28 protein-coding genes and 1 pseudogene are annotated in these 26,033 nt (G+C 61.9%); 19 read left to right on the top strand and 10 right to left on the bottom strand.

Annotated features, from left to right (window positions below; all coding sequences use genetic code 11):
- Positions 1–7: 7 nt before the first annotated feature.
- Positions 8–1,042, bottom strand: coding sequence for a patatin-like phospholipase family protein (locus PSCI_RS24460; RefSeq protein WP_045492020.1), 1,035 nt, complete (start codon positions 1,040–1,042; stop codon positions 8–10).
- A 124-nt stretch (positions 1,043–1,166) separates the two neighbouring features.
- On the opposite strand from PSCI_RS24460, the gene PSCI_RS24455 reads away from it, so the two are divergent.
- The 6 genes from PSCI_RS24455 (at position 1,167) to PSCI_RS24430 (ending at position 7,203) form a co-directional block, all read left to right on the top strand.
- Positions 1,167–1,445, top strand: coding sequence for a hypothetical protein (locus PSCI_RS24455; RefSeq protein WP_045492018.1), 279 nt, complete (start codon positions 1,167–1,169; stop codon positions 1,443–1,445).
- Between the two features lie 122 nt (positions 1,446–1,567).
- Entirely contained in the window at positions 1,568–2,485 is a 918-nt protein-coding gene (locus tag PSCI_RS24450; RefSeq protein ID WP_045492016.1) for an AAA family ATPase, read from the top strand.
- The gene (locus PSCI_RS24445) at positions 2,482–3,438 is read left to right on the top strand and encodes a DUF58 domain-containing protein (protein WP_045492013.1); all 957 of its coding nucleotides are present in this window, start codon (positions 2,482–2,484) and stop codon (positions 3,436–3,438) included. The genes PSCI_RS24450 and PSCI_RS24445 overlap by 4 nt, the downstream gene beginning before the upstream one ends.
- A complete protein-coding gene (locus tag PSCI_RS24440; RefSeq protein WP_045492011.1) occupies positions 3,435–5,435 on the top strand; it encodes a transglutaminase TgpA family protein in 2,001 nt (666 codons plus the stop codon). The genes PSCI_RS24445 and PSCI_RS24440 overlap by 4 nt, the downstream gene beginning before the upstream one ends.
- Positions 5,436–5,450: 15 nt before the next feature.
- Positions 5,451–6,218, top strand: coding sequence for a CHAD domain-containing protein (locus tag PSCI_RS24435; protein ID WP_144403328.1), 768 nt, complete (start codon positions 5,451–5,453; stop codon positions 6,216–6,218).
- 187 nt (positions 6,219–6,405) lie between these two features.
- A complete protein-coding gene (locus PSCI_RS24430) occupies positions 6,406–7,203 on the top strand; it encodes an acyl-CoA thioesterase (RefSeq protein ID WP_045492006.1) in 798 nt (265 codons plus the stop codon).
- A 143-nt stretch (positions 7,204–7,346) separates the two neighbouring features.
- On the opposite strand, the gene PSCI_RS24425 is transcribed toward PSCI_RS24430, so the two are convergent.
- From PSCI_RS24425 to PSCI_RS24415, 3 genes are all read right to left on the bottom strand, one after another.
- Positions 7,347–7,709: an Mpo1-like protein gene (locus tag PSCI_RS24425; protein WP_045492004.1), complete on the bottom strand. Its 363-nt coding sequence runs from the start codon at positions 7,707–7,709 to the stop codon at positions 7,347–7,349.
- 137 nt (positions 7,710–7,846) lie between these two features.
- Entirely contained in the window at positions 7,847–9,322 is a 1,476-nt protein-coding gene (locus PSCI_RS24420; RefSeq protein WP_045492002.1) for a methyl-accepting chemotaxis protein, read from the bottom strand.
- Between the two features lie 62 nt (positions 9,323–9,384).
- Positions 9,385–10,239, bottom strand: a complete 855-nt coding sequence (locus PSCI_RS24415; protein ID WP_045492000.1) for a TatD family hydrolase — start codon at positions 10,237–10,239, stop codon at positions 9,385–9,387.
- A gap of 209 nt (positions 10,240–10,448) precedes the next feature.
- On the opposite strand from PSCI_RS24415, the gene PSCI_RS24410 reads away from it, so the two are divergent.
- The 3 genes from PSCI_RS24410 to PSCI_RS24400 all read left to right on the top strand — a co-directional run bounded on the left by PSCI_RS24410 (position 10,449) and on the right by PSCI_RS24400 (position 12,951).
- Positions 10,449–11,876, top strand: coding sequence for a transglycosylase SLT domain-containing protein (locus tag PSCI_RS24410; RefSeq protein WP_045491998.1), 1,428 nt, complete (start codon positions 10,449–10,451; stop codon positions 11,874–11,876).
- Positions 11,877–11,979: 103 nt separating this feature from the next.
- Positions 11,980–12,420, top strand: a complete 441-nt coding sequence (locus PSCI_RS24405; protein WP_045491996.1) for a DoxX family protein — start codon at positions 11,980–11,982, stop codon at positions 12,418–12,420.
- A gap of 219 nt (positions 12,421–12,639) precedes the next feature.
- Positions 12,640–12,951 (top strand): hypothetical protein, encoded by a 312-nt coding sequence (locus PSCI_RS24400; RefSeq protein ID WP_045491994.1) that lies wholly within the window; start codon positions 12,640–12,642, stop codon positions 12,949–12,951.
- Positions 12,952–12,967: 16 nt separating this feature from the next.
- On the opposite strand, the gene greB is transcribed toward PSCI_RS24400, so the two are convergent.
- Positions 12,968–13,456 carry a transcription elongation factor GreB gene (gene greB, locus PSCI_RS24395; protein ID WP_045491992.1) on the bottom strand — a complete coding sequence of 163 codons (489 nt, stop codon included), beginning with the start codon at positions 13,454–13,456 and terminating at the stop codon, positions 12,968–12,970.
- 248 nt (positions 13,457–13,704) lie between these two features.
- Here greB and PSCI_RS30315 point away from each other — a divergent pair.
- Both PSCI_RS30315 and PSCI_RS30310 read left to right on the top strand, forming a co-directional pair.
- Positions 13,705–14,736 (top strand): annotated as a pseudogene (locus PSCI_RS30315) (HAMP domain-containing protein); the annotation flags it as partial.
- A gap of 144 nt (positions 14,737–14,880) precedes the next feature.
- The gene (locus PSCI_RS30310) at positions 14,881–15,594 is read left to right on the top strand and encodes a methyl-accepting chemotaxis protein (RefSeq protein WP_442965481.1); all 714 of its coding nucleotides are present in this window, start codon (positions 14,881–14,883) and stop codon (positions 15,592–15,594) included.
- Between the two features lie 27 nt (positions 15,595–15,621).
- On the opposite strand, the gene PSCI_RS24385 is transcribed toward PSCI_RS30310, so the two are convergent.
- On the bottom strand, positions 15,622–16,371 hold the full coding sequence (locus PSCI_RS24385; RefSeq protein ID WP_084710111.1) for an IclR family transcriptional regulator: 750 nt from the start codon (positions 16,369–16,371) through the stop codon (positions 15,622–15,624).
- A 92-nt stretch (positions 16,372–16,463) separates the two neighbouring features.
- Here PSCI_RS24385 and PSCI_RS24380 point away from each other — a divergent pair, with 92 nt between their 5' ends.
- Positions 16,464–17,216 (top strand): SDR family NAD(P)-dependent oxidoreductase, encoded by a 753-nt coding sequence (locus PSCI_RS24380; RefSeq protein WP_045491985.1) that lies wholly within the window; start codon positions 16,464–16,466, stop codon positions 17,214–17,216.
- Between the two features lie 57 nt (positions 17,217–17,273).
- Positions 17,274–17,831: a DsbA family protein gene (locus PSCI_RS24375; protein ID WP_045491984.1), complete on the top strand. Its 558-nt coding sequence runs from the start codon at positions 17,274–17,276 to the stop codon at positions 17,829–17,831.
- Between the two features lie 48 nt (positions 17,832–17,879).
- On the opposite strand, the gene PSCI_RS24370 is transcribed toward PSCI_RS24375, so the two are convergent.
- Together PSCI_RS24370 and PSCI_RS24365 are read right to left on the bottom strand one after the other, a co-directional pair.
- Positions 17,880–20,396, bottom strand: coding sequence for an ABC transporter permease (locus tag PSCI_RS24370; RefSeq protein WP_045491983.1), 2,517 nt, complete (start codon positions 20,394–20,396; stop codon positions 17,880–17,882).
- Complete coding sequence (locus tag PSCI_RS24365) at positions 20,396–21,079, bottom strand: ABC transporter ATP-binding protein (RefSeq protein WP_045491981.1); 684 nt, start codon at positions 21,077–21,079, stop codon at positions 20,396–20,398. Before PSCI_RS24365 ends, PSCI_RS24370 begins: the two co-directional genes overlap by 1 nt.
- A gap of 10 nt (positions 21,080–21,089) precedes the next feature.
- Here PSCI_RS24365 and PSCI_RS24360 point away from each other — a divergent pair, with 10 nt between their 5' ends.
- The 3 genes from PSCI_RS24360 to PSCI_RS24350 all read left to right on the top strand — a co-directional run bounded on the left by PSCI_RS24360 (position 21,090) and on the right by PSCI_RS24350 (position 23,100).
- Positions 21,090–21,698 (top strand): arylesterase, encoded by a 609-nt coding sequence (locus PSCI_RS24360; protein ID WP_045491979.1) that lies wholly within the window; start codon positions 21,090–21,092, stop codon positions 21,696–21,698.
- Positions 21,699–21,755: 57 nt separating this feature from the next.
- Complete coding sequence (locus PSCI_RS24355) at positions 21,756–22,037, top strand: hypothetical protein (protein ID WP_045491976.1); 282 nt, start codon at positions 21,756–21,758, stop codon at positions 22,035–22,037.
- Between the two features lie 85 nt (positions 22,038–22,122).
- On the top strand, positions 22,123–23,100 hold the full coding sequence (locus tag PSCI_RS24350) for a L,D-transpeptidase family protein (RefSeq protein WP_045491974.1): 978 nt from the start codon (positions 22,123–22,125) through the stop codon (positions 23,098–23,100).
- Positions 23,101–23,244: 144 nt separating this feature from the next.
- On the opposite strand, the gene oprI is transcribed toward PSCI_RS24350, so the two are convergent.
- The gene (oprI, locus tag PSCI_RS24345; RefSeq protein ID WP_045491971.1) at positions 23,245–23,496 is read right to left on the bottom strand and encodes an outer membrane lipoprotei OprI; all 252 of its coding nucleotides are present in this window, start codon (positions 23,494–23,496) and stop codon (positions 23,245–23,247) included.
- A 167-nt stretch (positions 23,497–23,663) separates the two neighbouring features.
- Here oprI and PSCI_RS29310 point away from each other — a divergent pair, with 167 nt between their 5' ends.
- Both PSCI_RS29310 and PSCI_RS24340 read left to right on the top strand, forming a co-directional pair.
- The gene (locus tag PSCI_RS29310; RefSeq protein WP_144403327.1) at positions 23,664–23,846 is read left to right on the top strand and encodes a hypothetical protein; all 183 of its coding nucleotides are present in this window, start codon (positions 23,664–23,666) and stop codon (positions 23,844–23,846) included.
- A gap of 182 nt (positions 23,847–24,028) precedes the next feature.
- Complete coding sequence (locus PSCI_RS24340; RefSeq protein ID WP_045491969.1) at positions 24,029–24,322, top strand: GNAT family N-acetyltransferase; 294 nt, start codon at positions 24,029–24,031, stop codon at positions 24,320–24,322.
- A gap of 73 nt (positions 24,323–24,395) precedes the next feature.
- Here PSCI_RS24340 and PSCI_RS24335 read toward each other — a convergent pair whose 3' ends face one another.
- Positions 24,396–25,472, bottom strand: a complete 1,077-nt coding sequence (locus PSCI_RS24335) for a 3-deoxy-7-phosphoheptulonate synthase (protein ID WP_045491967.1) — start codon at positions 25,470–25,472, stop codon at positions 24,396–24,398.
- Positions 25,473–25,653: 181 nt separating this feature from the next.
- Between PSCI_RS24335 and PSCI_RS24330 the strand changes: the two genes are divergently transcribed.
- On the top strand, positions 25,654–26,016 hold the full coding sequence (locus tag PSCI_RS24330) for a thioredoxin (RefSeq protein ID WP_144403405.1): 363 nt from the start codon (positions 25,654–25,656) through the stop codon (positions 26,014–26,016).
- The last annotated feature ends 17 nt before the right edge of the window (positions 26,017–26,033 follow it).

Raw genomic sequence — 26,033 nt, 5'->3', positions numbered from 1 at the left:
CACTATTTCAGCGCCCCTCACCCTCATAGCGATCCAGCGTGTCGCGGGCGATTTGCCGGCCCAGCGCGATCAGTTCCGGGGCCTTGTAGAACTCGAAAAAGCGGCACACCCGCTTGGGCACGTTGATCAGGATATCCGGCGGGTAACCGGCGATCTTGTACTGCGCCAGTGAGGTCTGCATCACCTCGAAGCTCTGGTTGATCAGGTCGAGCAGCGACGCCGGGCCGACGTTGTCGATGACAATTGCGCCGGTCGCGGACTTCGGCGCGCCGGGTTTTTCCGGGGCCGCTGCGGCCTGCTGGCCCTGCGGGTCGGCACTGGGTTCATTCAGCCATGGGTTGAATGGCTGGGGTTGGTCCTCGCCAGCCAGCGGCTGCTCGTTGCCTTCGAGGCGACGCCGAAACGGCAGGCGCGAACCGATTGAACCGAGCAGCAGGTCGAAGCGTTTTTTCACCGCTGGCGGGCGCTCGATGACCGGCAGGCTGTAAGGCTGCTGGTGGGTGGCGTTGAGGTTGACCGCCACAATCAGGTCACAATGGCTCGATACCACCGGCACGATGGGCAGCGGGTTGAGCAGGCCGCCGTCGACCAGCATGCGCGAGCCCTGCATGACCGGGGTAAACAGGCTGGGGATCGCCGCCGAGGCGCGCATCGCCTGATGCAGGCAGCCTTCCTGAAACCAGATTTCCTGCTGGTTGGTCAGGTCGGTGGCGACGGCGGTATAGGGGATCGCCAGGTCTTCGATGTTGATGTCACCGACGATCTCGCGAATCTGTCCGAAGACTTTCTCGCCGCGAATTGCGCCCAGCCGAAAGCTCACATCCACCAGCCGCAGCACGTCGAGGTAATCGAGGCTTTCGATCCAGTCGCGATAATGACCCAGCTTGCCGGCCGCGTAGATGCCGCCGACCACCGCGCCCATGGAGCAGCCGGCAATGCAGGCGATCTCATAGCCGCGGCGTTCCAGTTCTTCGATGACCCCAATGTGCGCATAACCCCGTGCGCCACCGGAGCCCAGTACCAGCGCGATTCTTTTGCTCATGACAACACCCTCTGTGGTCTCAAATGACTACAAAAACGGTTACGCTTTCGAGAGATGGTCATGGCACTTTCACTGCACGGCATCGTCCAACAGCTACCCCCTAATACGTTTGAGGAAACATCCCATGAAAGCCTGGATCTGTCTGCCCTTGATTATCGTGGCGCTGGCTGGCTGTGCAGGCAAGACCAGCTATCGGGCCAGTTGTGGCAACCAGCTCGACGCCGCCTGGAAAGAGCTGGATCTGGCCAAGGCCGAAGGTTTTGCCGGCACTGTCAGTTACTCCAAGGCGCTGTCATTGTTGACCGGTGCCAAGACCCAGCAACAGTTCGAAGCCTTCGAAGGCTGCACTGAAAAGGCCGAGAAAGCCCGGTTCTATATCCGTGAGTCGCGTGCAGGTCGCTGAGTCACCAATTAACAGAAAGCATTTGAATCAAACCATCTCTATGCTGAAAAGACCTACGCTACTCGTAGTGTGTCTTACTTGTGGCACAGCAATGGCCATCAGCTGTCAAGAGAGGTTGTGTGATGGGGAGAAAACTCGATGCCTGTCTGAGCGCGATCAATGAGGTCGTGCTGGGCAAGGAAGCCCAGGTTCGAATGGCTGTTACCTGTTTGTTGGCAGGCGGCCATCTGCTGATCGAAGACCTTCCCGGAATGGGCAAGACCACCCTGAGCCATACCCTGGCCAGGGTGCTTGGTCTGAGCTATCAACGTATTCAGTTCACCTCCGACCTGCTGCCGGGCGACATCCTTGGCACCTCGGTGTTCGACCGTGAAACCGGGCAGTTCACCTTTCATCCGGGGCCGATCTTCACCGAATTGGTGCTGGCCGATGAAATCAACCGCGCCACCCCGAAAAGCCAGAGCGCGCTGCTTGAAGCCATGGAAGAGGGGCAGGTGTCTATCGAAGGCGCCACGCGGCTGCTGCCTGACCCGTTTTTTGTCATCGCGACCCAGAACCCGTTCAGTTCCGGCGGCACCTTCGCCTTGCCGGAGTCGCAACTGGACCGGTTCCTGATGCGTATTTCGATGGGCTATCCGGCCCGTACAGCCGAAAAAGCCTTGCTGCTGGGGCAGTCGCGGCGTCTGTTGTTGCCGCAGATCCAGCCACTGCTTGATCATGCCGAGCTGGGTTTGTTGCAGGCTCAGGCGCGCCAGATACGGGTCAGTGATGCGTTGGTCGATTACGTCCTGCGGCTGGTCGATGCCACGCGCAGCCAGCCACAGTTCGCTTTTGGCCTGTCGCCCCGTGCCAGCCTGGCCTTGCTGGCGGCAGCGCGGGCCTGGGCGCTGATCGCGGGCCGCGATTATGTGATTCCGGAAGATGTCCAGGCAGTATTGCCTGCGGTGGTCGGCCATCGGCTGCGTGAGCGCAGTGACCCGACCGGGCATGGCGGTAATGCGTTGGTGCAGTGGTTGCTGCGTGAGGTGCCAGCGCTGTGATCGAACGCTTCAAGCCTGTCTGGCAACGCTGGTTGGTGCGGCGCATTCCGGCGGCGACGCGCATCGTGCTCGATCACCGGCGCATTTTTATCCTGCCGACCCGTAATGGCGCGGCGTTTGCCGGGCTATTGCTGTTGATGCTGCTGGTGGGCATCAATTATCAGAACAGCCTGGCCTATGGCCTGACGTTCCTGCTGTTGTCGGTGGGGCTGCTGGGCATCGTCCATACCTATCGCAACCTCAGTGGCCTGATCATCAGCGCTGGCGCCGCCCGCGCGGTATTTGTCGGTGAGACCGTGTTACTGCGCCTGCGCCTGGACAGCTCCGGCCCGGCCCACCAGTGCGTTGGCGTGGGGTGGGATGCGCTGAGCCTATTGAGAAGCAATGTGCCCGCCGCCGGCAACAGCGAGCTGGAGTTAAGCCTGCCGGCCCAGGCCCGCGGTTGGCTGCGCGCGCCGCGGTTGCGGGTCGAGAGCGTGTTTCCATTGGGTTTGTTGCGTGCCTGGACCTGGCTCGACCTGGAGCAGACGGTGCTGATCTACCCGCAGCCGGTCGCCGGGCGCATGCCATTACAGGCCGGGGTGCAGCCGCATGCCGAAGACGATGGTCAACTGACCCGCGGCCAGGGGGTGGACGATTATCAAGGTCTGCGCAGCTACCAGCCCGGCGATAACCTGCGGCGTCTGCACTGGAAAGCCTGGTCGCGGGGGCAGGGGTTGCTGGTCAAGGATTTCAATGACCTCAGCGGCCATGACCTGTGCCTGGATTTCACCGTGCTTGATGGTGATATCGAGCAGCGGCTGTCGCGGCTGTGTTATTGGGTGCTGGAATTGTCACAGCGGCAGCAGCCGTTCGCCATGCGCCTGCCCGGTTTTGAAGTGGCCATCGACAGCGGCGATCGTCATCGTGAGACCTGCTTGCGCGCCCTGGCACTGTACGGAGTGCGCGGATGAGCAAAGCCGAGCTTTCCCTGCCCATCAGCCGCATCGCCCTGACCTGGCTGTTATTGGCCCAGGCGCTGATCATCGTGCCTTTTGTCATGCATGTGCCGCCGCCATTGATTGGCCTATGGCTGGTGTGCACGTTGTGGCGCATCCAGGTATTTCGCATGCGTGCGCGGATACCCAGTGCCTGGGTCAAGGTTGCGCTGTTGATTGGCACGGCGGGCGGCGTTTATCTGGCGCGAGGCACCCTGATAGGGCTGGAAGCCGGTGCGGCGCTGCTGATTGCCGCCTTTGTGTTGAAAATGCTGGAAATGCACACCCGGCGCGATGCGCTGGTACTGATTCTGCTTGGGTTCTTCTGTGTGGTGGTGGGCTACCTGTTTGAGAGCAACCTGTTCTGGGGGCTGTTCACCCTGTTGCCGGTCGGCGCCTTGCTGGCGGCGCTGATTGGCCTGAACCAGAGTGACCCGCAGAGCAATCCGGGCGCGACGTTGCGTCTGGCCGGCAAGCTGATGCTCCAGGCCGTACCGCTGATGCTGGTGCTGTTCCTGTTCTTTCCACGGCTGGAGCCGATCTGGTCGCTGCCACAGCCGGGCAACAAAGGCATGACAGGGCTTTCAGACAATATGGCGCCGGGGGACATGGCTGAGCTGAGTCGCTCGCCAGCACTGGTGTTTCGCGCCAGCTTCGACGGCGAGCTGCCGGCGCGTAACCGCCTGTACTGGCGCAGCCTGACCCTCGATCAGTTCGATGGCCGGCGCTGGTCGCAGTCGGCACCGACCCAAGGCGTGCAACTGGCGCAGTGGCAAAAGCAGGGCGAGCCGCTGGGTTACAGCATCGTGATGGAGCCGAGCGGCAAGCCCTGGTTACCGAGCCTGGACGTCAGCCAGAGCGATCAGGGCGATGTGCGCCTGATGAGCGACTTTCGCCTGCAGCGGCGCCGCCCGGTCAGCCAGTCGTTGATGTACGCCGCCCAGGCCTGGCCGCAGGCATTGCGTGACGTGCGGCCCAATGCCTACCTGCAGCTACAGGCCCTGCAGTTGCCTGCCAAGGGCAACCCGCAGGCCCGGCAATGGGCGGCTGACTTGCAGCGTCGCTACCGGCAGCCAGACAGGCTGGCCGAGGCGGTGCTGCGGGAGTTCAGTGAGCAGGCCTTTCATTACACGCTCAAGCCACCGGTGCTGGGGCCCGACAGTGTCGACGACTTTCTGTTTGCCAGCCGTCAAGGCTTTTGCGCGCACTACGCGGGCGCGATGGTTTTCGTGCTGCGCGCGGCGGGCATTCCGGCCCGGGTAGTGGCCGGCTATCAGGGCGGCGAATTCAACCCCGCTGGGGAGTACCTGACCGTGCGCCAGTACGATGCCCACGCCTGGGTCGAATATTGGCAGCCAGAAATCGGCTGGCGCTCTGTCGACCCGACTGCTGCGGTGGCGCCACAGCGTATCGAGCAAGGGCTGGAGCAGGCCCTGGCCGCCGATGAAGCGTTTCTGGCTGACGCACCGATGTCGGCGCTGCGCTACCGTCATGTACCGTGGCTCAACGATTTGCGTCTGGGCTGGGACAACCTCAACTACGGCTGGCAGCGCTGGGTGTTGGGCTATCAGGGCCAGCAGCAGTTGCAAGTGCTCGATCGCTGGTTCTCGGGTTGGCAGGTGCCGGCGTTCGTGGTTGCCTTGCTGCTGGCATTGGCGCTGGGGGTGTTGTGGGTACTCAAGCCCTGGCAGCGCGAAAGCGATGCGCAACTTCGTCTGTTCAATGCGTTCGAACGCTTATTGGCGCGCCATGGGCTGCGACGCTTGCCGGGCGAGGGGGCTCAGGCATTCGGTGAGCGTGCCGCGCTGCGGTTTCCGCAGCAGGCGTTGGCCATCGAGGATTTCATCGTGCAGTTTATCGCCCAGCGCTATGCTGCACCTTCGACCTCCTTGCATGGCTTGCGCCGCGCCTTGAAGAATCTGCGTCGTCAGTTGCCCTGGCGTCTGGCGAGCGCGAAGAACCGACATCCGTGACTCTGGGGAACAACCATGACATCGATGGTAAGCCATCTGATTGCCGAAGTACTGGCGCTGGAAGTGCGGCTGTATGCCTGTCAGGCGCGCCTGGCGGTATCCACCGACAGCGAGGCGCTGCACGACCTGCGTACCACAGTGAGGCGCCTGCGCAGCCTGCTGCGGCCATTGCGCGGGATTCGCGGGGTCGACGAGCTGGAAGATGCGGCCCGGGAAGTCGGCCGCCTGACCACGCCACTGCGTGATCAGCAAGTGCTGTGCGCGCAACTGCACGACAACGGTTGGCATGCCCTGGCCCGACCCCGCGAAGCGTTTCTGGACGATGCCTGCCCACGGGTGGCGGGCAGTCCGCAACTCAAGCGGTTGTTCGAGCGGCTGGGCAAATTCCCGGAGCAACTGCGAGAGCAGCAGCGCGCCGGGCTGGTGCGCGGTCTGCGCCGCAGCATCGAGAAAGTCATGGATAAACAGTGGCGCAAACTGCGCGACGCCATTGCCGACCCTGAACACGATCGCCACCACCTGCGCCTGTTGATCAAACGGGTGCGCTACGCCGCCGAGGTCTATCCCGACCTCAGTCACCAGCCCAAGGGCATGAGCAAACGCCTCAAAGACGCCCAAGGCGCGCTGGGCGACTGGCACGATCACCTGCAATGGCTGGCGCTGGCCGACCAGCACGCGGACCTGACGCCCTGTGTAGCGCTATGGCAGACCGGCATAAGCCGCGCCGAAAGCAAAGGCGAATCGGCCTTGCAGCGACTGACCCAGGCATGCTTCCCGGAATAAGGCATATCGACCGGCTCTATGGCGCAAATGCCTTTTTCCCGGGCCTGCAGAACTGAGTAAGCTGACCGGGCTGCCTTGCGCCAGATCCAACCCTGTTCTGTGAAGTACACACATCTCGGTGCCAGCCCAGACCTGTCGGCACGGGGCCTGCGGCGATCTGTAAATCCTGAACCTGAACGGAGCCTCCATGACCTTTGCCCAATTGCTCGCCGCCGTAGCCGATAACCCTCATTCGCTGACCATCCCCGGGCACTGGGCGCAAGGCCGGGCCAGCTTTGGCGGCCTGGTGGCAGCGCTGCAGTACCAGGCCATGCGCACCCAGGTCGAGGCCAGCCGACAACTGCGCTCGCTGGCAATCACCTTTGTCGCCCCGGTGGCCCCTGACGTGCCGGTCGCATTTGAAACAGACATCCTGCGTCAAGGCTCAGCAGTCACCCAGGTGCTGGGCCGCACCGTGCAAAACGGCGCAGTCACGACCCTGATTCAGGGCAGCTTCGGCGCTGCACGCGACTCGATAGTAAGTTTCGCGCCGGCCCCGATGAGCACCGACGTGCCGCCGCTCGAACGTTGCACCGCGCTGCCATTTATCAAAGGCGTCATGCCGGATTTCTTCCAGCACCTGGACATCCAGTGGGGGTTGGGCGGGTTGCCGTACAGCGGCACCCCGGCACCGGCCATTGGTGGTTACGTACGGCTGCGCGATGCTCAGCCACAGCCACTGACCGAAGCCCATATTCTGGCACTGGTCGATGCATGGCCGCCCGGCCTGCTCGGCTGGCTGAGCAAACCGGCGCCGCACAGCTCACTGACCTGGACCATCGAATTTATCCACCCGCAACCGCAAATCACCACACTGGACTGGTGCCGTTACCATGCACAGGTTGAACAGGCGGCGGCCGGTTACGGCCATGTCGCCGCCACGCTACGTGCGCCGGACGGCGAGTTGATCGCCATCAGCCGCCAGACCGTGACCGTGTTTGGCTAACCCCCGTAGGAGCAGCTTTAGCTGCGAAGGCTATGGTGCCGGGTGTGTCTGGTCTGGCCTCTTCACGAGCGAGCTCGTTCCCACTGTATTTCAGGTCAGGATCGGGGCGAGGGCGACAGGGCGGCAATCCGTCTTAAGGGGCGTCAATGCCGATGCCGGTCCTTCCAGGCGCGCCACCAGGCGCCACTGAACACAAAGCGCGGGAAGGTCACGAATTGCTCCATCACCAGCCGACTCACCGCATCACTGCGATTGGCGAAAGGTTCTGGTGGCTGTTTTTCCAGCCGGTGCCCATGCCGTTGCAGGCCCAGCGCCGCCGCCAGGCCAATCACGCCGATGGCAATGGAGGTCAGGCTCCAGGACAACACCCCGTCCAGCAGCAACAGCGCCGCGAGTATGAACAGTGGTACGGCAAGCAGGTGCAGGGTCAGGTTGGTCGGATGGCGGTGCGTGGCCGCATAGCCACGCCATTGCCAGCTGTGCAGGTTGGGAAGTCGCTTGGCCATGTGGCGCTCCTGTTCAGAAACATCACCGCAGCGGCAACTGCGGTCCAGTGTCTGAAGTCTAGGCTGACCAACGGCAGGCGGCGAATCGAGGCTGACTATCGGCCTCATAGCGGGCCGCCAGTGGCGACCCGCTGCGCTTATAACTTCAACTGCCCAATCGACCTGTTCAGTTCACCGGCCAGGGTCGCCAGATCGCTGCTGGTGGAGGCCGAATCGACGGTCTGGGTCACGGTGCGTTCGGTCACATCGCGAATGCTCACCACCGCACGGTTCATCTCCTCGGCCACCTGGCTTTGCTGCTGCGCCGCCACGGCAATCTGGGTGTTGCTCTCGCGCATCTGCGCTACGGCGTCGGCGATGGCGGCCAGCGCCTGACCGGCTTCCTGGGCCTGCTGCACGCATTCGTCGGCCTTGAACGAGCTGTCCTGCATGAAGTCCACCGCGTCGCGGGTGCCAGACTGCAGGGCTTCGATCATATTGGTGATCTCGTCGGTGGAGGTCTGCACGCGCTTTGCCAGGTTGCGCACTTCGTCGGCGACCACCGCAAAACCACGACCCATCTCGCCGGCCCGAGCCGCTTCGATGGCCGCGTTGAGGGCCAGCAGGTTGGTCTGTTCGGCAATGCTGTGGATCACATTGACCACGCCGCTGATCTTCTGGCTGTCTTCGGCCAGGCGTTGAATCATCTCGGCGGTCTGCTGCACGCCGCTGGACAGGCCGGCAATCGACACCTGGACCCGATCCACCACCTGCTTGCCGCTGCCGGCCAAGGTGTCAGCAGTCTGCGACTGGTCGCGGGTGGTGCTGGCGTGCTGGGCGATATGGTGGACAGTGGCTGACATCTCGTTGATCGCGGTGGCGACCTGATCGGTTTCACTCTGCTGGCCGAGCATGCCGTGGCGCACTTCGCTCATCCCGCTGGCCAGATTGGCGGCACCGGCGTCCAGCCGTGCGGCGGTCTGCGACACGGTATTGACGACGCGCTGATAGCCTGCCTGCATGGCATTGAAGGCCTTGGCCATCTGCCCGACCTCATCTTCACCGCCACTGGGGGCGCGTACCGAGAGGTCTCCGCTGCGCTCGACATGCAGCATCACATCCTTGAGGGCGTTGAGCTGGCTGAGCAGGAAACGGATCAGCAATTGCGAAGCGCAGAGCATCAGGGTCATCAACAGAAATACCGCGATGGCGTACTGGCCAAAGCGCTCAAGCAGCACGGCCTTGAAGTGCGGTGCATAAGCGAGCACGGCCAGGCGCTGGCTGTCATTGCGCTCGACCACTTGGGCACCATACAAGGTGCGTTCGTTGAGCGGCAGATCAAGCTCGACCCAGCCACGCTCCGACGCCAGGGCTGGCAGCGCCTGACCATTCACCGAAGGCGTCTGGCCGGCCGGGTACGCCACCACATCGATGCCGGTCGGCAGCGGCTGCCCGGCCGGCCACGCTGTCAGCAACCGGGCCTGACTTTGTGCGGCCTGCTGGGCGCTGAGCTGGCGGCTCTGTTGCTCCAGTTGCAAGGCGTACAGCACCAGCATCAAGGTGGTGAAGAAGGCCACCGTGTTGACGGCCCAGAACTTGTACTTCAAAGAGAGGTTGCTAAGCCATGAGCCCATGAGTGGTCTTCTTTATGGTCGTAGTGGAAGGTATTCAGCAAGGTGATATCACCTTGCCTTATTCATCCCCGGGGCCGTTGATTTGTGTCAACAAAATCCGAGGTTTCATCTCCCGCTAGCACTGGCAGACCAAAGAAGCTGCGTGCGCACTCGCTGGTATGCCTGGCCAGGTCGTCGGTGCTTTCGCCACGGTGCAGTGCCACTTCGCGCAGCACTTCGGGCAGAAAGGCCGGCTCGTTGCGGCCATTTTTCGGCTTGGGCCGCAATGTACGCGGCAGCAACCATGGTGCGTCGCTTTCGAGCATCAAGCGGCCGCGAGCAATGTCACGCATCAACGGGTGCAGGTGGGTGCCACGACGCTCGTCGCAGATCCAGCCGGTGATGCCGATGTGCAGGTCCATGTCCAGGTAGCGATACAACGCCTGCTTGTCACCGGTGAAGCAATGCACCACGGCGGCCGGCAGGTGATCGCGGTAGTCGCGCAAAATAGCCAGCAACCGTTCACTGGCGTCGCGCTCGTGGAGAAAAACCGGGCGTTGCAACTGCGCAGCCAGAGCCAGTTGTGCATGCAGCACCCGCTCTTGCTGCGGCCTGGGTGAAAAGTCGCGGTTGAAGTCCAGGCCGCATTCACCGACGGCGCGCACCCGTGGCTCGCGCAGCAGGGCGCTCAGTTGCCGCTCGCTTTCATGGCCCCAGTCGCTGGCATGATGGGGGTGAAAACCGGCGGTGCAGAACAGTTGCTGGCCGCTTTCATCCAGTTCGTGGCAGAGCTGAAGGCTCTGTTCGCTGCACGCCAGATCGGTGCCGGTGAGCACCAGTTGGGTGACGCCGGCGTCGAACGCGCGTTGCAATACCGCCTGTCGGTCGGACGTGAAGCTGGCGTTAGTCAAGTTGACGCCGATGTCGATCAATTGCATGGTTCCACCTCTGGCCTGATGCCGCTGAGCATAACAGAGCCTGTCGCAGTACCCGAAAATGCTGTGCATTCAATACCTTGGACCTCGCGGTTCAACGCTTTTGGCAACACCTGAAGGGACCTTACCGTCACCGTACGGGTCATAAGGGACCTTTTTCTGTCTGTCTTACCTGGCTTTTTGGCTGATCCAGAATGCCCCACGGAGAGCGAATGATCCGAGCCGCGCTATTGTCCATCGTTTGCCTGGCGCTTACTGCGCCGTTATCGGCTGAGCCGCGCAAGGTCGCCCACAACGGTCCCCAGGCGGTGCAAAAACGGGCCCAGGTTCGCGACCTGCCGGCCATTCGCAGCAGCAAGGTGTTGCGCGTACTGGTCAACCAGAGCCGCAACAGCTCTGGAGATATCAAGGGGCAGGAAGTCGGCGTCGAGTACGAACGTTTGCAAGCCTTTGAAAAGCACCTCAATGGTCAGCGTGGCGGCAAGGTCACGTTCAAAATCATTCCAAAGGCCAAGAGTCAGTTGCTGGCCGCGTTGCTGCGCGGCGAAGGTGACCTTATTGCGCCGGGTGAGCTGCTTGAAACTGCTGGCAAAGGCGTGAGCGCCAGCCGGCCGATCGTTGCCGACGTAGCGCTGGTGGTGGTCACTGGCCGTGGCCAGCGCAGTTTCAAGCACATCGAGCAGTTATCCGGGCGTACCCTGAGCCTGCCGGCCGGCAGTGTGGCCGATGCGGCGGTGCATGACCTCAACCTGCGCCTGGCGCAGCGCAAGCTGGCCCCGGTGCACATCGAGTGGGTCGACCCCAGCCTGTCGGTAGAGGATGTGCTGGAGATGGTCCAGGCCGGGATTTATCCGCTGACCCTGGTCGAACAGCCGATTGCCGAGCGCTGGGCGCGGGTCATGCCCAAGCTGCGCGTCGAGCGCAACCTCAAGCTTGAAAGCCACGGCAATATCGGCTGGTTCGTCCGTGAAGACGCGCCGCTGTTGCAGGCCAGCATCAATGGTTTTCTGGCCACTTACAAAGCGCCGGCCAACCAGGATCTGGTCTTCGAAAAAGCCTTCAAAAAAATGTACCGGGTCAATAACCCATTGGCGCGCAGCAACCTGCAACGCCTGCACGAACTGCGGCCGATCCTGCAACGCCATGGCGATGCTCACGGCATTGACTGGCTGGACCTGGCCGCGCTGGCGTTCAAGGAGTCAAAGCTCGATACCACGGCCAAAGGCAGCGGCGGCGCTACCGGGCTGTTGCAGATCACCCCGTCGGCTGCACGGCGGGTCGGGGTCAATAACATTCACACCGCCGATGGCAACGTGCAGGCGGCAGCGCGCTATATGGCGCTGATTCAGCGCAAATTCTTTGCCAGCCCGCAAATCAACGAGCGCGAGCGCATGGCGTTTGTGCTTGCCGCCTACAACCTGGGGCCGGAGCGGGTCCAGAGCATGCGCCAGGAAGCGCGCAAACGCGGCCTGAACCCCAACCAGTGGTTCTTCCAGACCGAACGCATCGCCATGGAACAGAAGGGCGCAGGCGTGGTGACGTTCGTCAATAGCGTCAACAAGTACTACCTGGCTTTTGACCGGCAACGCGACGCGCTGGAGCGTGGGCCGGGTGCAAGAAAGTACGTCACGCGCAATTGATCGAATAATTCGATTTTAATGCCGAGTTTTTTGCGATTTTCATATTTATTGATTCGATTATGATGGCGCCATTCCCGCTTATCACTCAATTGGAATCACCGAAATGAAAAACCTGATCAACACTGTTCTGTCTACCCGTGCTGGCCTGGGCATCACGGTCATCCGCATCATCGTCGGTATTATCTTCATCGCCCACGGCAGCCAGAAGCTGTTTGGCGCCTTCGGTGGCTACGGTCTGGAAGGCACCGGCCAGTGGATGGAAAGCATTGGCCTGACACCTGGCTACCTGATGGCGCTGTTGTCTGGCAGTGCCGAATTCTTCGGCGGTGTGGCCTTCGTCATCGGTCTGCTGGCCCGTCCGGCCGCCGCGGTGCTGATCTTCCTGCTGGGTGTGGCGATCATCAGTGTGCATTTGGCCAACGGCCTGTTCATGGCCAACAACGGCTACGAATTTGCCCTGGCGCTGCTGGGCGGCGCGGTGGCTGTGCTGATCGAAGGGGCAGGCAAGCTGTCGGTTGACCGGGCGATTGCCGCGCGAGTCTGAAGCCACTGAATTGATCGACGCTGCCAGGACCGTGCATTGCACGGTCTTGGGCGTTACTGTGCTTGCGTTGCCCTCACTACTGGCCCTAAGATGGCCACCTGCGCCGATTTAACAACTACTTGCGGGGCGCCCGGCTCAAGCCGAAATACCGCTAAAACGTTGGTTCGGTGTTGCCTCCCACCGCTGCCCAGCGGAATCAGTGAGGCAGAGACCCAGAGCATGAGCCAGACCCAGCGCCGCCCCCTGCGTATTTCCCCCGTCACCGCCTATATCGGCCGCAAGAACCCGCGGATCCTGCTCGGTGGTGTGCATCAACCGACCCTGCTGCGTTATCTGGACGGCTGGCCGCGTAAAGGCGGCAAGGCCAGTGCCTTTCTGTTGCAGTTCGTCGATACCCGCCAGCCGTTGTCCGGCTACGCCAATGACCAGTTCGATCTGGCGGTGATCCATGCCCCGGATGCCGATAGTGCGCCGGCGGTGATCCGCGACCTGACCCGGATTGCCCGCCAGGGGCTTATTACCCTGGGCTGAAGGTTGCGCGGGCGGATCAGTTGCCTTGATCCGCCAGCCGATAAGCAATGCTGTTGATGTACCAGGTCGCCTGGCCATCGGGGATCTGCACCACCACCTCGTCGTCTTGCTCTTTCTTGAGCAGCGCCCGTGCCATGGGCGAGTCGATGGAGATGTAGTCGCTGCGGCCGTAGATCTCGTCGTGGCCGACAATGCGAAACTTCATGGTCTGCCCGTCATCGTTTTCGACTTCGACCCAGGCGCCGAAGAACACTTTGCCCTCCTGCTGCGGCGAGTAATCCACGACTTTTACATCTTCCAGACGTTTGCGCAGATAGCGCACGCGGCGATCGATTTCGCGCAACAATTTCTTGTTGTACTGGTAGTCGGCGTTTTCGCTGCGGTCGCCCAGTGACGCCGCCCAGGAGACTTTCTGGGTGATTTCCGGGCGATAAACCCGCCACAGGTGATCGAGTTCGGCCTTGAGCTTGTCGTGGCCTTCGCGGGTGATGATGTTGGTCGCCAAGCCGCCTCCGTTGGCAGGTTGATCAAGGGCTGGACGGCGCCCAGCCAGGGACAGGCGCTGAATATAACGGGCCGTGTCGGGGGACGGGAAGGTACATGGAAAGAAGGTGTAAATTATTTACTACTCTTTTGGCCAAAAAGGCTTCAGAAACCATGAGAAACAACGATACAAATGGCGTATTGGCTTGATGTGCCGTCATTTAGCTATTGCAGTACCTGTAAAAATATTCTTACAAATTATTCTGGAGCGTGCCTGTGAAAATCGTGCGAAAGGTCAGCCTGGCCGCGGCTGCCGTGCTGTTTCTTACGACCAGCCTGTTATCGTTGTCGCAGATCACTCAGGTGCGCGACACCCTGTATAAGCAAACCTCTGCAAGCATCGGCGAGTCCAGCAGTGCGCTGGCCCGGCAGATCGAGAACTGGCTCAATGCCAAACTCAGGCTGATGGACCTGATGGCGCAGAATATCGCCGCCCGTTACAGCCTTGAGCAGATCAACCTGAGCATTAACAGCCAAGTGCTCAAAGATGAGTTCATCATGATCTTCGGCTCGCTGGACGCCGACGGCAAAACCCTCAAGAACCTCGATTCCTGGCAGCCCAAGCCGGACTGGGACGGTCGTGTGCGGCCCTGGTATGCCCAGGGCAAGGCCGCTGACAAGACGGTGCTCACAGAGCCCTATGTCGATGGCATCACCGGCGAGAACCTGATTTCTGCGGTCACCCCGATCCGCAATGGCGGGCAGTTCATGGGTGTGCTGGGCGGTGACCTGCGCCTGAAAGTGGTAGTCGATGCGGTCAATACCCTGGACTTCAACAAGGCCGGCTACGCCTTCCTGTTGAGCAAAAACGGTACGATCATTTCTCACCCCAAGGCCGAGATGAACGGCAAGAACTACAGCGAACTGTTTGCCGGCCAGCAGCCAACGCTGACCGGCGGCTTGCAGGATATTCATGCCGGCGACAAGGATCTGCTGGTGTCTTTCACGCCGTTGAGCAATCTGCGCGGCGCCGACTGGTACATTGGTGTGGTGCTTGACGAGAAGATCGTCATGGCCGAGGCAGACAGCCTGACGTGGCGCGCCATCATCGCCACCGTGCTGGGCGTGGTCCTCAGCCTGCTGGTGCTCGGCACGTTCATGAGCCATCTGCTCAAACCGCTGGATCTGCTGCAACGTTCGATCAAGGAGGTCAATAGCGGCGAGGGTGACCTGACCCGCCGACTGCCGGCCAACGGCACAGATGAAGTGGCGACCGTGTCCAGAGAGTTCAACGATTTCCTGCAAAGCCTGCAGAGCCTGATCAGCCAGATTCTCGGCACCTCCAGCCAGGTACGGACCAGCACTGCGGCCACCTCCCACGAGGCCACCCAGGCCGATGAGCGGCTGCAGCGTCAGTTGCAGGAACTCGATCAACTGGCCACTGCCATGCAGGAAATGTCGTCGACTGCCGAGGACGTCGCGCGCAATGCCCAGGTGGCGGCCCAGGCGGCGCTGGCGGCCAACCAGGAGGCCGAAAGCGGCGAGCGGGTGGTGTTGCGCTCGACAGAGGCGATCAAGCGGCTGGCAGGTGAAATGGAAGACGCAGGGCAGGCGGTTCTGGAGCTGGCGCAGTTCAGCGATAACATTGAGTCGATTCTGGGGGTGATCACCAGCATTGCCGAGCAGACCAACCTGCTGGCGTTGAACGCTGCCATCGAGGCGGCGCGGGCCGGTGAGTCAGGGCGCGGGTTTGCCGTGGTGGCCGATGAGGTGCGTACCCTGGCTTCGCGCACTCAGCAGTCGACCCAGGAAATCCGCCAGATGATCGATCAGTTGCAGGCCGGCGTGCGTCAGGCCGAGTCGCGTATGCAAAAAAGCCGCGACAGCGCCAGCAAGACCGCCGAGGAAGCAGGCGCAGCCAACGAGATGCTGGCGCGTATTCGCCAGGCCATCGTGCACATCAACGACATGAACACCCAGATCGCCACCGCAGCCGAAGAGCAGAGCGCGACCACTGAGGAGATCAATCGCAACACCACCAATATCCGCGATATCAGCCACGAAGTGGCTGCCGGTGCCGAGGAGCAGGTGCGTCAATGTGCGCTGATGGTTGAGCAGGTGGGCGAGCAGGGTCGCTTGCTGGGGCGCTTCAACGTCTGAGTCTGAGTTCGCGCCTGAACTGGCCGTTCAGGCTCTGGCCAAATGCAGCAGATCGCGCATCGCCCGCCGGGCCAGGCGGCTCATCACCGCCGATTGCAAGCGTCCGGCCGGTGCGCCGGTGCCCAGCGCGCCGACCAGTCTGCCGTTCAGGCGCAGCGGGATTGCCATGCAATGCAGGCCCTGTTCGGAGTTTTGCAGGTCCAGCGCAAACCCGCTTTTGCCAATCTGCGCCAGTTCCTGCTCCAGTACCGGGCCCAGTGCCTGCTTGCGTCTTATTCTGCGCAGCAACGCCGGGTCGTTGGCGAGAAATACCTTGCCCACTGCGGAGGTGGTCAGCCTGTCGCGGCGTGCATCGGCGCTCCACTCCAGTGGCCTGCCGTGACGGTCCAGGGCCGCCAGCGCCAGGTAGTTGCGGGTGCCGCCAGGTACGGCCAAAACACAATTTTCTTCGCACAGTTCGTTAAAGGCACGCAGCGCAGGATTGAACAGTTCGCGCAGGCGGCTGGCAGGCGCGGTGCCGGACTCGGCCAGTGCCCCCATACGCAGGCCCAGACTGTAGTGCGTGCCGCAGCGGTTCACGTAGCCCAGCTCGACCAGTGTGTCGAGTAGCCCGTGGCCGGTGCTGCAGGACAGCCCGGTGGCGGCGCACAGCTCCTGCAGACGCGCACCCTGAGGCTTGATCTTGAGCTGTTCGAGCAGGCTCATGCCGCGCTCCAGCGACTGGATAGCGCGATTTCGCGGGTTCGGCCTGCTGTCCTCTGGCGTATTTTTCGGCATTGCCGGAATTTCCCTGTTTTGCTTGAGCAACCTCACGAGCAGTGCGTGAGGCTCGATAGAGTACCTGCGTTTTCATTTTGCTGGAGCAGATTATGGATCTTCAACTCACAGGCAAGCGGGTATTGGTCAGCGGCGGCACCCGTGGTATCGGCCGGGCGATCGTGGAAAGCTTTCTGGCTGAAGGCGCACAGGTTTCGTTCTGTGCCAGGAACAAAGACGAGGTGCGGGCCGCCGAAGCTGCGCTTGGGCGGGATTGTTGTGGCTTCGCGCTGGATATCACCAGGCCCGCGCAGGTGGCCGACTGGGTCGCCAGCAGCGCCCAACGGCTGGGGGGTATCGATATCGTGGTGCCCAACGTCAGCGCATTGGCGGCTGGCAGCGAGGCTGAGGTGTGGCGCAAGGCATTCGACACCGACCTGCTGGGTACGGTCAGCCTGGTTAGCGCCGCGCTGCCCTGGTTGAGGACGTCTCGGGCGGGCGCGGTGGTGCTGATTTCCAGCGTTTCAGGACGCGAAGTCGATCAGTTCGCTGAGCCTTACGGGGTGCTCAAGGCGGCGTTGACGCATTACGGCAAGACCTTGTCGGCGCGGCATGCCGGGGAGGGCATCCGGGTCAACACCGTTTCGCCGGGCAATGTGTATTTTTCGGACGGTGTCTGGGGCACCATTGAGCGCGAGCAGCCAGAGACCTTCGCCCAATGCCTGGCGGCCAACCCGTTTGGGCGCATGGGCCGGCCGGAGGAGGTGGCACGGGCTGCCGTGTTTCTCGCCAGTCCTGCCGCCAGTTTCATTACCGGCACCACCTTGCTGGTCGATGGTGGCCTGAGCCGTGGCGTGCAGTTCTGAACACCCGTCGGCCGCCTGCGGTCGATACTGATCAAGCCGATCCATCATGGAGAAATCATGGAAACTGCTGTCTGGAATGCCGATCCCCTGATCTGGGGCCACGGCCCGCGTACGTTCGAAGTGTTTCTGGAGCCGACGTGCCCGTTTTCGATAAGGGCGTTGAACAAGCTCGATGACTTTCTCGCCGAAGCGGGTGAGGACCGGGTAACCCTTAAAATCCGCCTGCATTCGCAGCCCTGGCATATGTTTTCCGGGGTGCTGGTGCGTTGCATCCTGGCCGCCTCGACCTTGCCTGGCGGCAAGGACACGGCCAAAAGGGTGATGGCGGCAATTGCTGCGCACCGTGAGGAGTTCGAGTTCGATCACCATGCCAGCGGCCCGAACATGGACGCCACGCCTAATCAGATCATTGCCCGGCTCGAAGGCTATAGCGGTGTGAAGCTGGCCGAGGCGTTCGCTCAGCCGCAACTGGAACATGCCATCAAATGGCACTGCAAATACTCCCGCCAGAACAGCATTCACGTATCGCCGACTTTCATGGTCGATGGGGTGGTGCACGATGCGATTGGTAGCAGAGACAAGCCGGCCGAGTGGATCGCCAAGGCGAATATCTGACACCCGCGTGGTGCCGGCCGGTCGTTACAGACCGGCCGGCGCGGTGATTCAACCCTCGCGCAACACGCTCAGCGGGCTGGCGTTGAGTGCCCGGCGCGTGCCGTAGACTCCGGCGCCCCCGACCAGCACGGCACCGATCAACGGCAGTACCAGCAGCCACGGGTGCGGTGCCCATTGCAGGTCGAAGGCGAAGCGGTACAAGGCAAAGCTCACCAGTTCACAGCCCAGCGCGGCCAGCAGGCCGCTGGCGGCGCCCAGCAGACCGAACTCGATGCGTCGTGACTTGATCAGCAGGGCCCGGCCGGCGCCCAGTGCGCGCAGCAATGCACCTTGGCGAATGCGTTCGTCCAGGGTCGCCTGCAAGCCGGAGAACAGCACCGCCACGCCCGCCGCCAACACGAACAGCAAGACGAACTGCACGGCCAGGGTCACCTGATCGAGAATGCTGCGCACCTGTGCCAGCAGTGCCTCGACGCCGAGGATGCTGATTGACGGGAAGGCGCGCGACAGCTCGACGATCTGCCGGTCATGACCCGACGGCACATAGAAACTGGTCATGTAGGTGGTTGGTAGGTCGGTGAGGGTGCCGGGCTGGAAGATGATGAAGAAGTTCGGCTGGAAGGTGTCCCAGTTGACATCGCGCAGACTGGTGACCACGGTTTCGCGGGTCAGGCCGCCGACGTTGAAACCCAGGCGGTCGCCAAGCTTGATGTTCAGGCTGTCGGCCAGCTTGGCTTCCACCGAGACACCGGGCACGGCATCGGCGGCCGGTGCCGGGGCGTTGCTGTCCCACCAGCGGCCGGCCGTGATGCTGTTGCCCTCGGGCATGGCAGCGGCCCAGGTCAGGTTCAGGTCGCGGCGGGTGGCGTTTTCGCCCCGCGAGTCTTTGGTGACGAACTGGCCGACCGGCTCGCTGTTGATCGTCATCAAGCGTCCCGGCACCACTGGGTACAGGGGCGCTGCGTGGCTCGACAGGCCGGTGAGGGTCTGACTGAAGCGATCCTTGTCGGCAGGCAGGACATTGAGGACGAAGTAGTTCGGAGCATCTTCAGGCAACTGATTCTGCCAGGTGTCGAGCAGTTCACCGCGCAACAAGGCGATCAAGCCCATCGCCAACAGAATCAACCCGAAGGCCAGCGACTGTCCGGCGGCCGCCAGCGGGTGGCGCAACAACTGGCCTAGGCCCAGGCGCCAGGGCAGTGGCGCCCCGGCCAACAGCCGGCGCAGGCTGTTGAGGCCGATCAGCAGCAGAGCACCGAACACCACGGCAGCGAGAATACCGCCACCCAGCAATGCGAAGGTCAGCACCAAGTCGAGGCTCAGGCGCCACATGATCAGCCCCAGCGCGACGATGGCCGCGCCATAGACCAGCCAGGAACTGGCCGGTACCGGCAGCATGTCGCGGCGCAGGACCCGCAGCGGCGGGACCCGGCCCAGTGCCGCCAGCGGCGGCAGGGCGAAGCCGGCAAGGGCCACCAGGCCTGTGCCGATCCCTGCCAGGGCCGGAATCACTCCGCCGGGTGGCACGGTGGCCGGCAGCAGGTTATGCAGCAGGCTGAACAGGCCCAGCTGTGCCAGCCAGCCGATCAATGCGCCGCTGGCACTGGCCGCCAGGCCGATGACCGCCAGTTGCATACCAAACAGCAGCAGTGCTTCGCGGCGTGACAGGCCCAGGCAGCGCAACAGGGCGCTGGCATCGAAACGCCGGGCCGCAAAGCGCGCTGCCGACATCGCCACGGCGACCCCAGCAAGCAACACCGCCACCAGGCTGGCCATATTCAGATAGCGCTCAGCCTTGCCCAAGGCTCCGCCGATCTGTTGGCTGCCGTCGCGGGCGTCCTTGATTTCCTGGTGCGGTTGCAGGCCCGGCTCGATGGCCTGGCGGTAGGCGGCCAGCGACTGGGGCGAGCCGGTCCACATCTCGCGGTATGTCACCCGGCTGCCGGGCTGGACCACGCCGGTGGCCTGCAGGTCTTGCAGGTTGATCATCACGCGGGGGGTGAGGCTGTAGAAGTTGCCGGCGCGGTCCGGTTCATAGGTCAGGATGCGGGTCAGCTTCAATGGCTTGGCCCCGACATCAATGGTATCGCCGACTTTCATGTTGACTGCCGGCAGCAACCGCGCTTCGGCCCAGGCCTCGCCGGGAGCGGGGCCTTTACTGGCTTGGTCGGCCTGGTAGAGGTCAGGTGCGCTTTTCAGCTCGCCGCGCAACGGGTAGGCGTCGTCGACGGCCTTGATGCTCGACAGCTGAATGCCGTCGTCGGTGGCGATCACGCTGGAGAAAATCACGATCTGGCCGTGCTTGAGTCCCGCCTGCAAGCCGGCAGCGCGCTGCTCGTCAGTGGCAGGGCTGGAGCCTTCCAGAATCAGGTCGGCGCCAAGAAACTCGGTGGCGCGCAGCAGCATGGCAGCATTGAGCCGGGCGCCGAAGTAACCGATGGCGGTACTGGCGGCCACCGCCACCATCAGGGCAAAGAACAGTACGCGCAGTTCACCGGCGCGGGCATCGCGCTGTAACTGGCGCAGTGCAAGGCTGAACAGACGCGTCAGGGGCATACGTGCCATTAAGGCTCCAGAGGGGCGACCTGGCGCCCGGCTTCAAGACGGATCAGGCGGCGGCAACGGTGTGCCAGGCGCTCGTCGTGGGTGACCAGCACCAGGGTGGTGTTGCGTTCCTTGTTCAGTTCGAACAACAGGTCGCTGATCCGTTCACCGGTGTGGCTGTCGAGGTTGCCGGTCGGCTCGTCGGCAAACAGCACGTCCGGGTCGGCAGCAAAGGCCCGGGCAATGGCGACCCGTTGCTGCTCACCGCCGGACAGTTGGCGTGGGGTATGGGTCAGGCGCTTGCCAAGGCCGACCCGCTCCAGCAGGGTTCGGGCCTGTTCGCGGGCGTCCTTGCGGCCTTCGAGCTCCATCGGCAGCATGACGTTTTCCAGGGCATTGAGGCTGTCGAGCAATTGAAACGACTGGAAGACAAAACCGACGTGCTCGGCGCGAACCCTGGCGCGTTCGTCTTCGTCCAGCTGGCTCAGATTGCGGCCCGAAAGAACCACGCTGCCGGCGCTTGGCAGGTCAAGGCCGGCCAGCAGGCCGAGCAGGGTGGATTTGCCTGAACCCGAAGCGCCGACAATGGCCAGGGTGTCACCCTTGTTCAGTTCAAGGGAGAGTTCGTGCAGGATAGTCAGGTCACCTTCGGTGCTGGGGACCACTTTGCTGAGGTTTTGGGCACTGAGAATACTTTCACTCATGGAGAATCCGATGCGTGCGTGGTTATTGAATGCTGCTCTGGGGTCGTTGTTGCTGCTGTCACAGGGCGCAGCGGCGGGCACAGTGTTGATCGTTGGGGATAGTATCAGCGCGGCTTTCGGCCTGGATACCCGTGTGGGCTGGGTGAGTCTGTTGCAAAAACGCATGCAGGAGCAGGGTTTCGACAGCAAGGTGGTCAATGCGTCGATCAGTGGCGACACCAGCGCCGGCGGGCTCGCGCGGCTGCCTGCGCTGCTTGCAGAGCATAAACCGCAACTGGTGGTGCTTGAGTTGGGCGGTAACGATGGCCTGCGTGGACAACTGCCCGCGCAATTGCAACAAAACTTGACCAGCATGGTAGATCAGTCACAAAAGGCCGGTGCCAAGGTGCTGTTGCTGGGCATGCGGATCCCGCCTAACTACGGGCCGCGCTATACCCAGGCATTCGAAGCCGCCTATGTTGATCTGGCCAGGGAGAAACAGTTGCCGTTCGTGCCGTTTTTCCTTGAAGGCGTAGGCGGGGTGCCTGCGCTGATGCAGGCTGATGGCATCCACCCTGCCGCCGCGGCCCAGAACACGTTGCTGGAAAACGTCTGGCCGACCCTGAAACCCTTGCTTTGAGGCTTTTCCAGCGGGGCGCTTTCGGCTAATGTTGCGCCCCCCTCACTGGAGCCCTCCATGCCGCGCCCTGCCTGGTCCCTTTTTGCTTATCAGATGATCGAACCTGACGAACAGCTCGATCTGTTCGCCTGCCAGGAAGCCAGGGTCCATTTGATCGCCCGGCAACTGGTGCTGGGAGGCACCGCCGACCGGACGCTGTGCGGTACGTTGCTGCCGGCTCAGCCGCGCCTGTTACAGGTTGAGACACAAATACTTCAGCAAGAGCGCCTGTGCCCGCTGTGCAAGGCCATCCTTGACGCGCAGCGGCGTGGCATGCACCCGATCTGGCCGGAACTGTAAGCGGCGCGAGCCAGCAGGCTCCCGGTCGCGTCAAGCCGGGTGTACACTGCGATTTCTACCGTGTTTAGCCGAAGGATTTCACCGGATGTTGTCGCGCATTCCTGTCGTTGCCCGCTGTCTGTCGCTTGCCGCCCTGTGGGTCGCCTGTTCTGCCCAGGCCACCGAACTGCCCTTGCCGCCGCCAGGCGAGGATATCGTCGGCCAGGTGCAGGTCATCGATGCGAGGTACGAAGACACCTTCGCCGATCTGGGCACCCGCTATGGCCTGGGCTACCTGGAAATGATCGCCGCCAACCCCGGCGTCGATGCCTGGCTGCCTGGCGCCGGTACCAGGGTCACGCTGCCAACCCGCTTCATCCTGCCACCCGGCCCGCGTGAAGGTATCGTGATCAACCTGGCCGAATACCGCCTGTATTACTACCCCAAGGGCAAGAACGTGGTCTACACCTACGCCTTGGGCATCGGTCGCGAGGGCTGGGGGTCGCCAATCGGCAATACCCGCATCGTTGCCAAAACGCCGAACCCGACCTGGACACCGCCAGCGTCGATCCGCGCCGAACATGCGGCCGATGGCGATATCCTGCCCGCCGTAGTGCCTGCCGGCCCTGACAACCCGCTAGGACCGTTCAAGTTCGGCCTGGGTATGTCTGGCTACCTGATCCACGGCTCGAACAAAAAGTTCGGCATCGGCATGCGCACCAGCCACGGCTGCTTTCGGATGTACAACAACGACGTCCTGACCCTGGCTGACATGGCCCCGGTTGGCACCTCGGTGCGCATCATCAACGAACCTTACAAATTCGGTGTCAGCGGCGGCAAGGTCTACCTTGAAGCCCACACCCCGCTCGATGAGCAAGGCAACCCTTCGGTCGTCGACAAGCACACTGCGGTGATCAATAGCTTGCTCAAGCACGAGGACCTGGCCAACAACATGCGCACCAACTGGGATCTGGTGCGTGACGTCGTAGCGGCGGAAGACGGCATCCCGACCGAAATCGCCGTGCCGGCCGCCAATACCCCGGCGGTGCCTGTGCAGGACAATGTGCAGGCGGTGTTTCAGTAATTGATGAAAGCGCTGGGCAGGGAAGCCTATTGCGCTAAATTGAACCGTTCGCGGCTGAAGCCGCTCCTGCGCCGCCGGTTCCCCAGGCAATAAAAAAGGCCGACCCGCGAGCGGGTCGGCCTTTTCACAATCCCGAAGGGACTATTACTTGCGGCTAGCCTTGTCCAGCATGCGCAGAGCACGCTCGTTGGCTTCGTCGGCAGTTTGCTGAGCTTTCTGAGCAGCAGCCAGAGCTTCGTCAGCCTTACGGTAGGCTTCGTCAGCACGAGCTTGTGCACGTGCGGCTGCATCTTCAGTAGCAGTCAGACGAGCTTCGGTTTCTTTGGAGACGCTGCTGCAACCGGTGGCCAGAACGGCGGCCAGAGCCAGAGCAGAGAATTTCAGAACGTTGTTCATCGTGTTCCCCTTCAAGGACTTATTTCAAATTCGTCATCTCTCGAAAGTGAGAAAATGACTGGCGTACATAGTACTCATTGTTTGTAGTAAGTAAACGGACGAAGCGCAAGATACCCACAAAATTCTTGTCGCTGAAAGTCTTTCGTCATACTTCTCAAGTGGATTGTATGAAAACTATCCACTTCGGCCTGACGGACGAGCTGTTGTTGATTGCTGTTCAGGGTCTTTGCAAAAGCCTGGGCAGCCTGTGGCGTGATGTCACAGTGACTTTGGCGGTCATCAAGGCGTCTCAATGGACAACTTGCGAGAGTGTCAGGTTCCATTATCAAACAGCAGATTGCGGGGCCTGATTTTTAACGGACGGTTTGCTTGAGTAGATTGGACAATCACGCCTACTATTTGGTAGTGCTGTTCAGGTTGATAGGCGATGTGTCGGTCGTTACCTGTACAACACAGGGCGGCATAGAGGTTCCTTCGCCGGAAAAACATCGGTAAGGTAGGGGTCCAATTCCAAGACCCGCTAGGAGTAATGATGAGCGAGGCGTTGTCCATTGAACATGATCAGGCCAAACATCAGTTTGCAGTCGAGATCGACGGCCATCGCGCCTATTTGACCTACATGGACCTGGGCAAGCAGACCCTGGATTTCTATCGCACCTTCGTGCCTGATGCCCTGCGCGGTCGCGGTGTTGCGGCAGCGCTGACTGAGCATGCGCTGGCCTTTGCTGACCAGGGCGGCTATACCGTGATTCCATCGTGCTCGTATGTCGAGCGTTACATGGAGCGCCATCAGCGCCGTAGCGGCGCCCAGGATGTGATTGGCTGATCGGTCACCCAGAATTGAAAACGCCGGGCTTTGCCCGGCGTTTTGCATTGTGCTTGTGGCCTGGCGCTGAGACTCAGCCGCGGTTACGCGCCGGCAATACGTCCTTGAGCTTGGCGTGCATGCTGCGCAGGGTCTTTTCAGTCGCCGACCAGTCAATGCAGGCGTCGGTGATTGATACGCCGTATTGCAGCTCTGCCAGGTCTTTCGGAATCGACTGGCAACCCCAGTTAAGGTGGCTTTCAACCATCAAACCGATAATCGACTGGTTGCCTTCGAGAATCTGGTTGGCCACGTTCTCCATGACCAGTGGCTGCAGGCCCGGGTCCTTGTTGGAGTTGGCGTGGCTGCAATCGACCATGATGTTCGGGCGGATCTTGGCCTTGTTGAGGTCTTGCTCGCACAAGGCGACGCTGACCGAATCATAGTTGGGCTTGCCGTTGCCGCCACGCAACACCACGTGGCCATAGGCATTGCCTTTGGTTGTGACGATTGACACGCCGCCTTCCTGGTTGATGCCCAGGAAACGGTGCGGCTTGGAAACCGACTGCAGGGCATTGATTGCTACGGTCAGGCCGCCATCGGTGCCGTTCTTGAAACCTACCGCCGAAGACAGGCCCGAGGCCATTTCCCGGTGGGTCTGCGATTCGGTGGTGCGGGCGCCGATGGCCGACCAGCTGATCAGGTCCTGCAGGTACTGCGGCGAGATCGGATCCAGCGCCTCGGTGGCGGTAGGCAGGCCCATCTCGGCCAGATCCAGCAGCAGTTGCCGACCAATGTGCAGGCCGTCCTGGATCTTGAACGAGTCGTCCAGGTACGGGTCGTTGATCAGGCCTTTCCAGCCCACGGTGGTGCGCGGCTTTTCGAAATACACGCGCATGACCAGATAGAGCGTGTCCGACACTTCAGCGGACAGCGCCTTGAGGCGCTCGGCGTATTCTTTGGCTGCCTTCAGATCGTGGATCGAGCAGGGGCCGATCACGATGAACAGGCGGTGATCCTTGCCATCGAGAATGTTGCGGATCACCTCACGGCCTTCGCTTACGGTCTTGAGCGCCGCAGCAGTCAGGGGAATCTCGCGCTTGAGCTGATCCGGGGTGATCAGTGTCTCGTTGGAAGCGACGTTAAGGTCGTCAATCGGTAAATCGGCCATCGGTTTACTCATCTGGTCACGGTGGCTGGCCGCCGGCGGGCGGTCCCAGCATATTGAGCGTTGCGGGTGCCGAACCTTATCGCGTTAGCGCGTGTTTCTACAAGCTGGCGTTACCGTGCGCTGGCCAATCTGCGCCGCCCATGAGCGGCATATGAACAGTGACGCAAATCTCGATAAACTCATGCCTTGTCGTTCTGGAGCGTACCGCGTGGAGCAATTGCAGCTCACTGACCTTGATATTGACCGTCAGCTATTGGATTTGCCAGGCCGCTCACTGTTGCTGTTCACCGGACAAGGCTGTGCCAGTTGCCGGTGGGCTTACGAGCAACTGCCACACATGAGCTTGCCGCTTGAACGGTTGTGCTGGATCGACGCTGAACGTAACGGCGGTGCGGTGGCGCGTTATGAAGTGTTTCATTTGCCGGCCTTGTTTGTGGTGTGTGACGGCCAGTTTTATGGTGCGATACGCTCCTCCCTGAACCGGGTAATGCTCACTCAGGCGCTTGAGAAGGCCTTCGCCCAGCAGCCTGACGAGCTGCCCTGAGCCTGACAACAAGGATC

Source organism: Pseudomonas sp. StFLB209 (assembly GCF_000829415.1).
GTDB lineage: Bacteria > Pseudomonadota > Gammaproteobacteria > Pseudomonadales > Pseudomonadaceae > Aquipseudomonas.
Note: the sequence above shows the minus strand (reverse complement) of the source record. Positions and strands in the feature narration are given on the sequence as shown.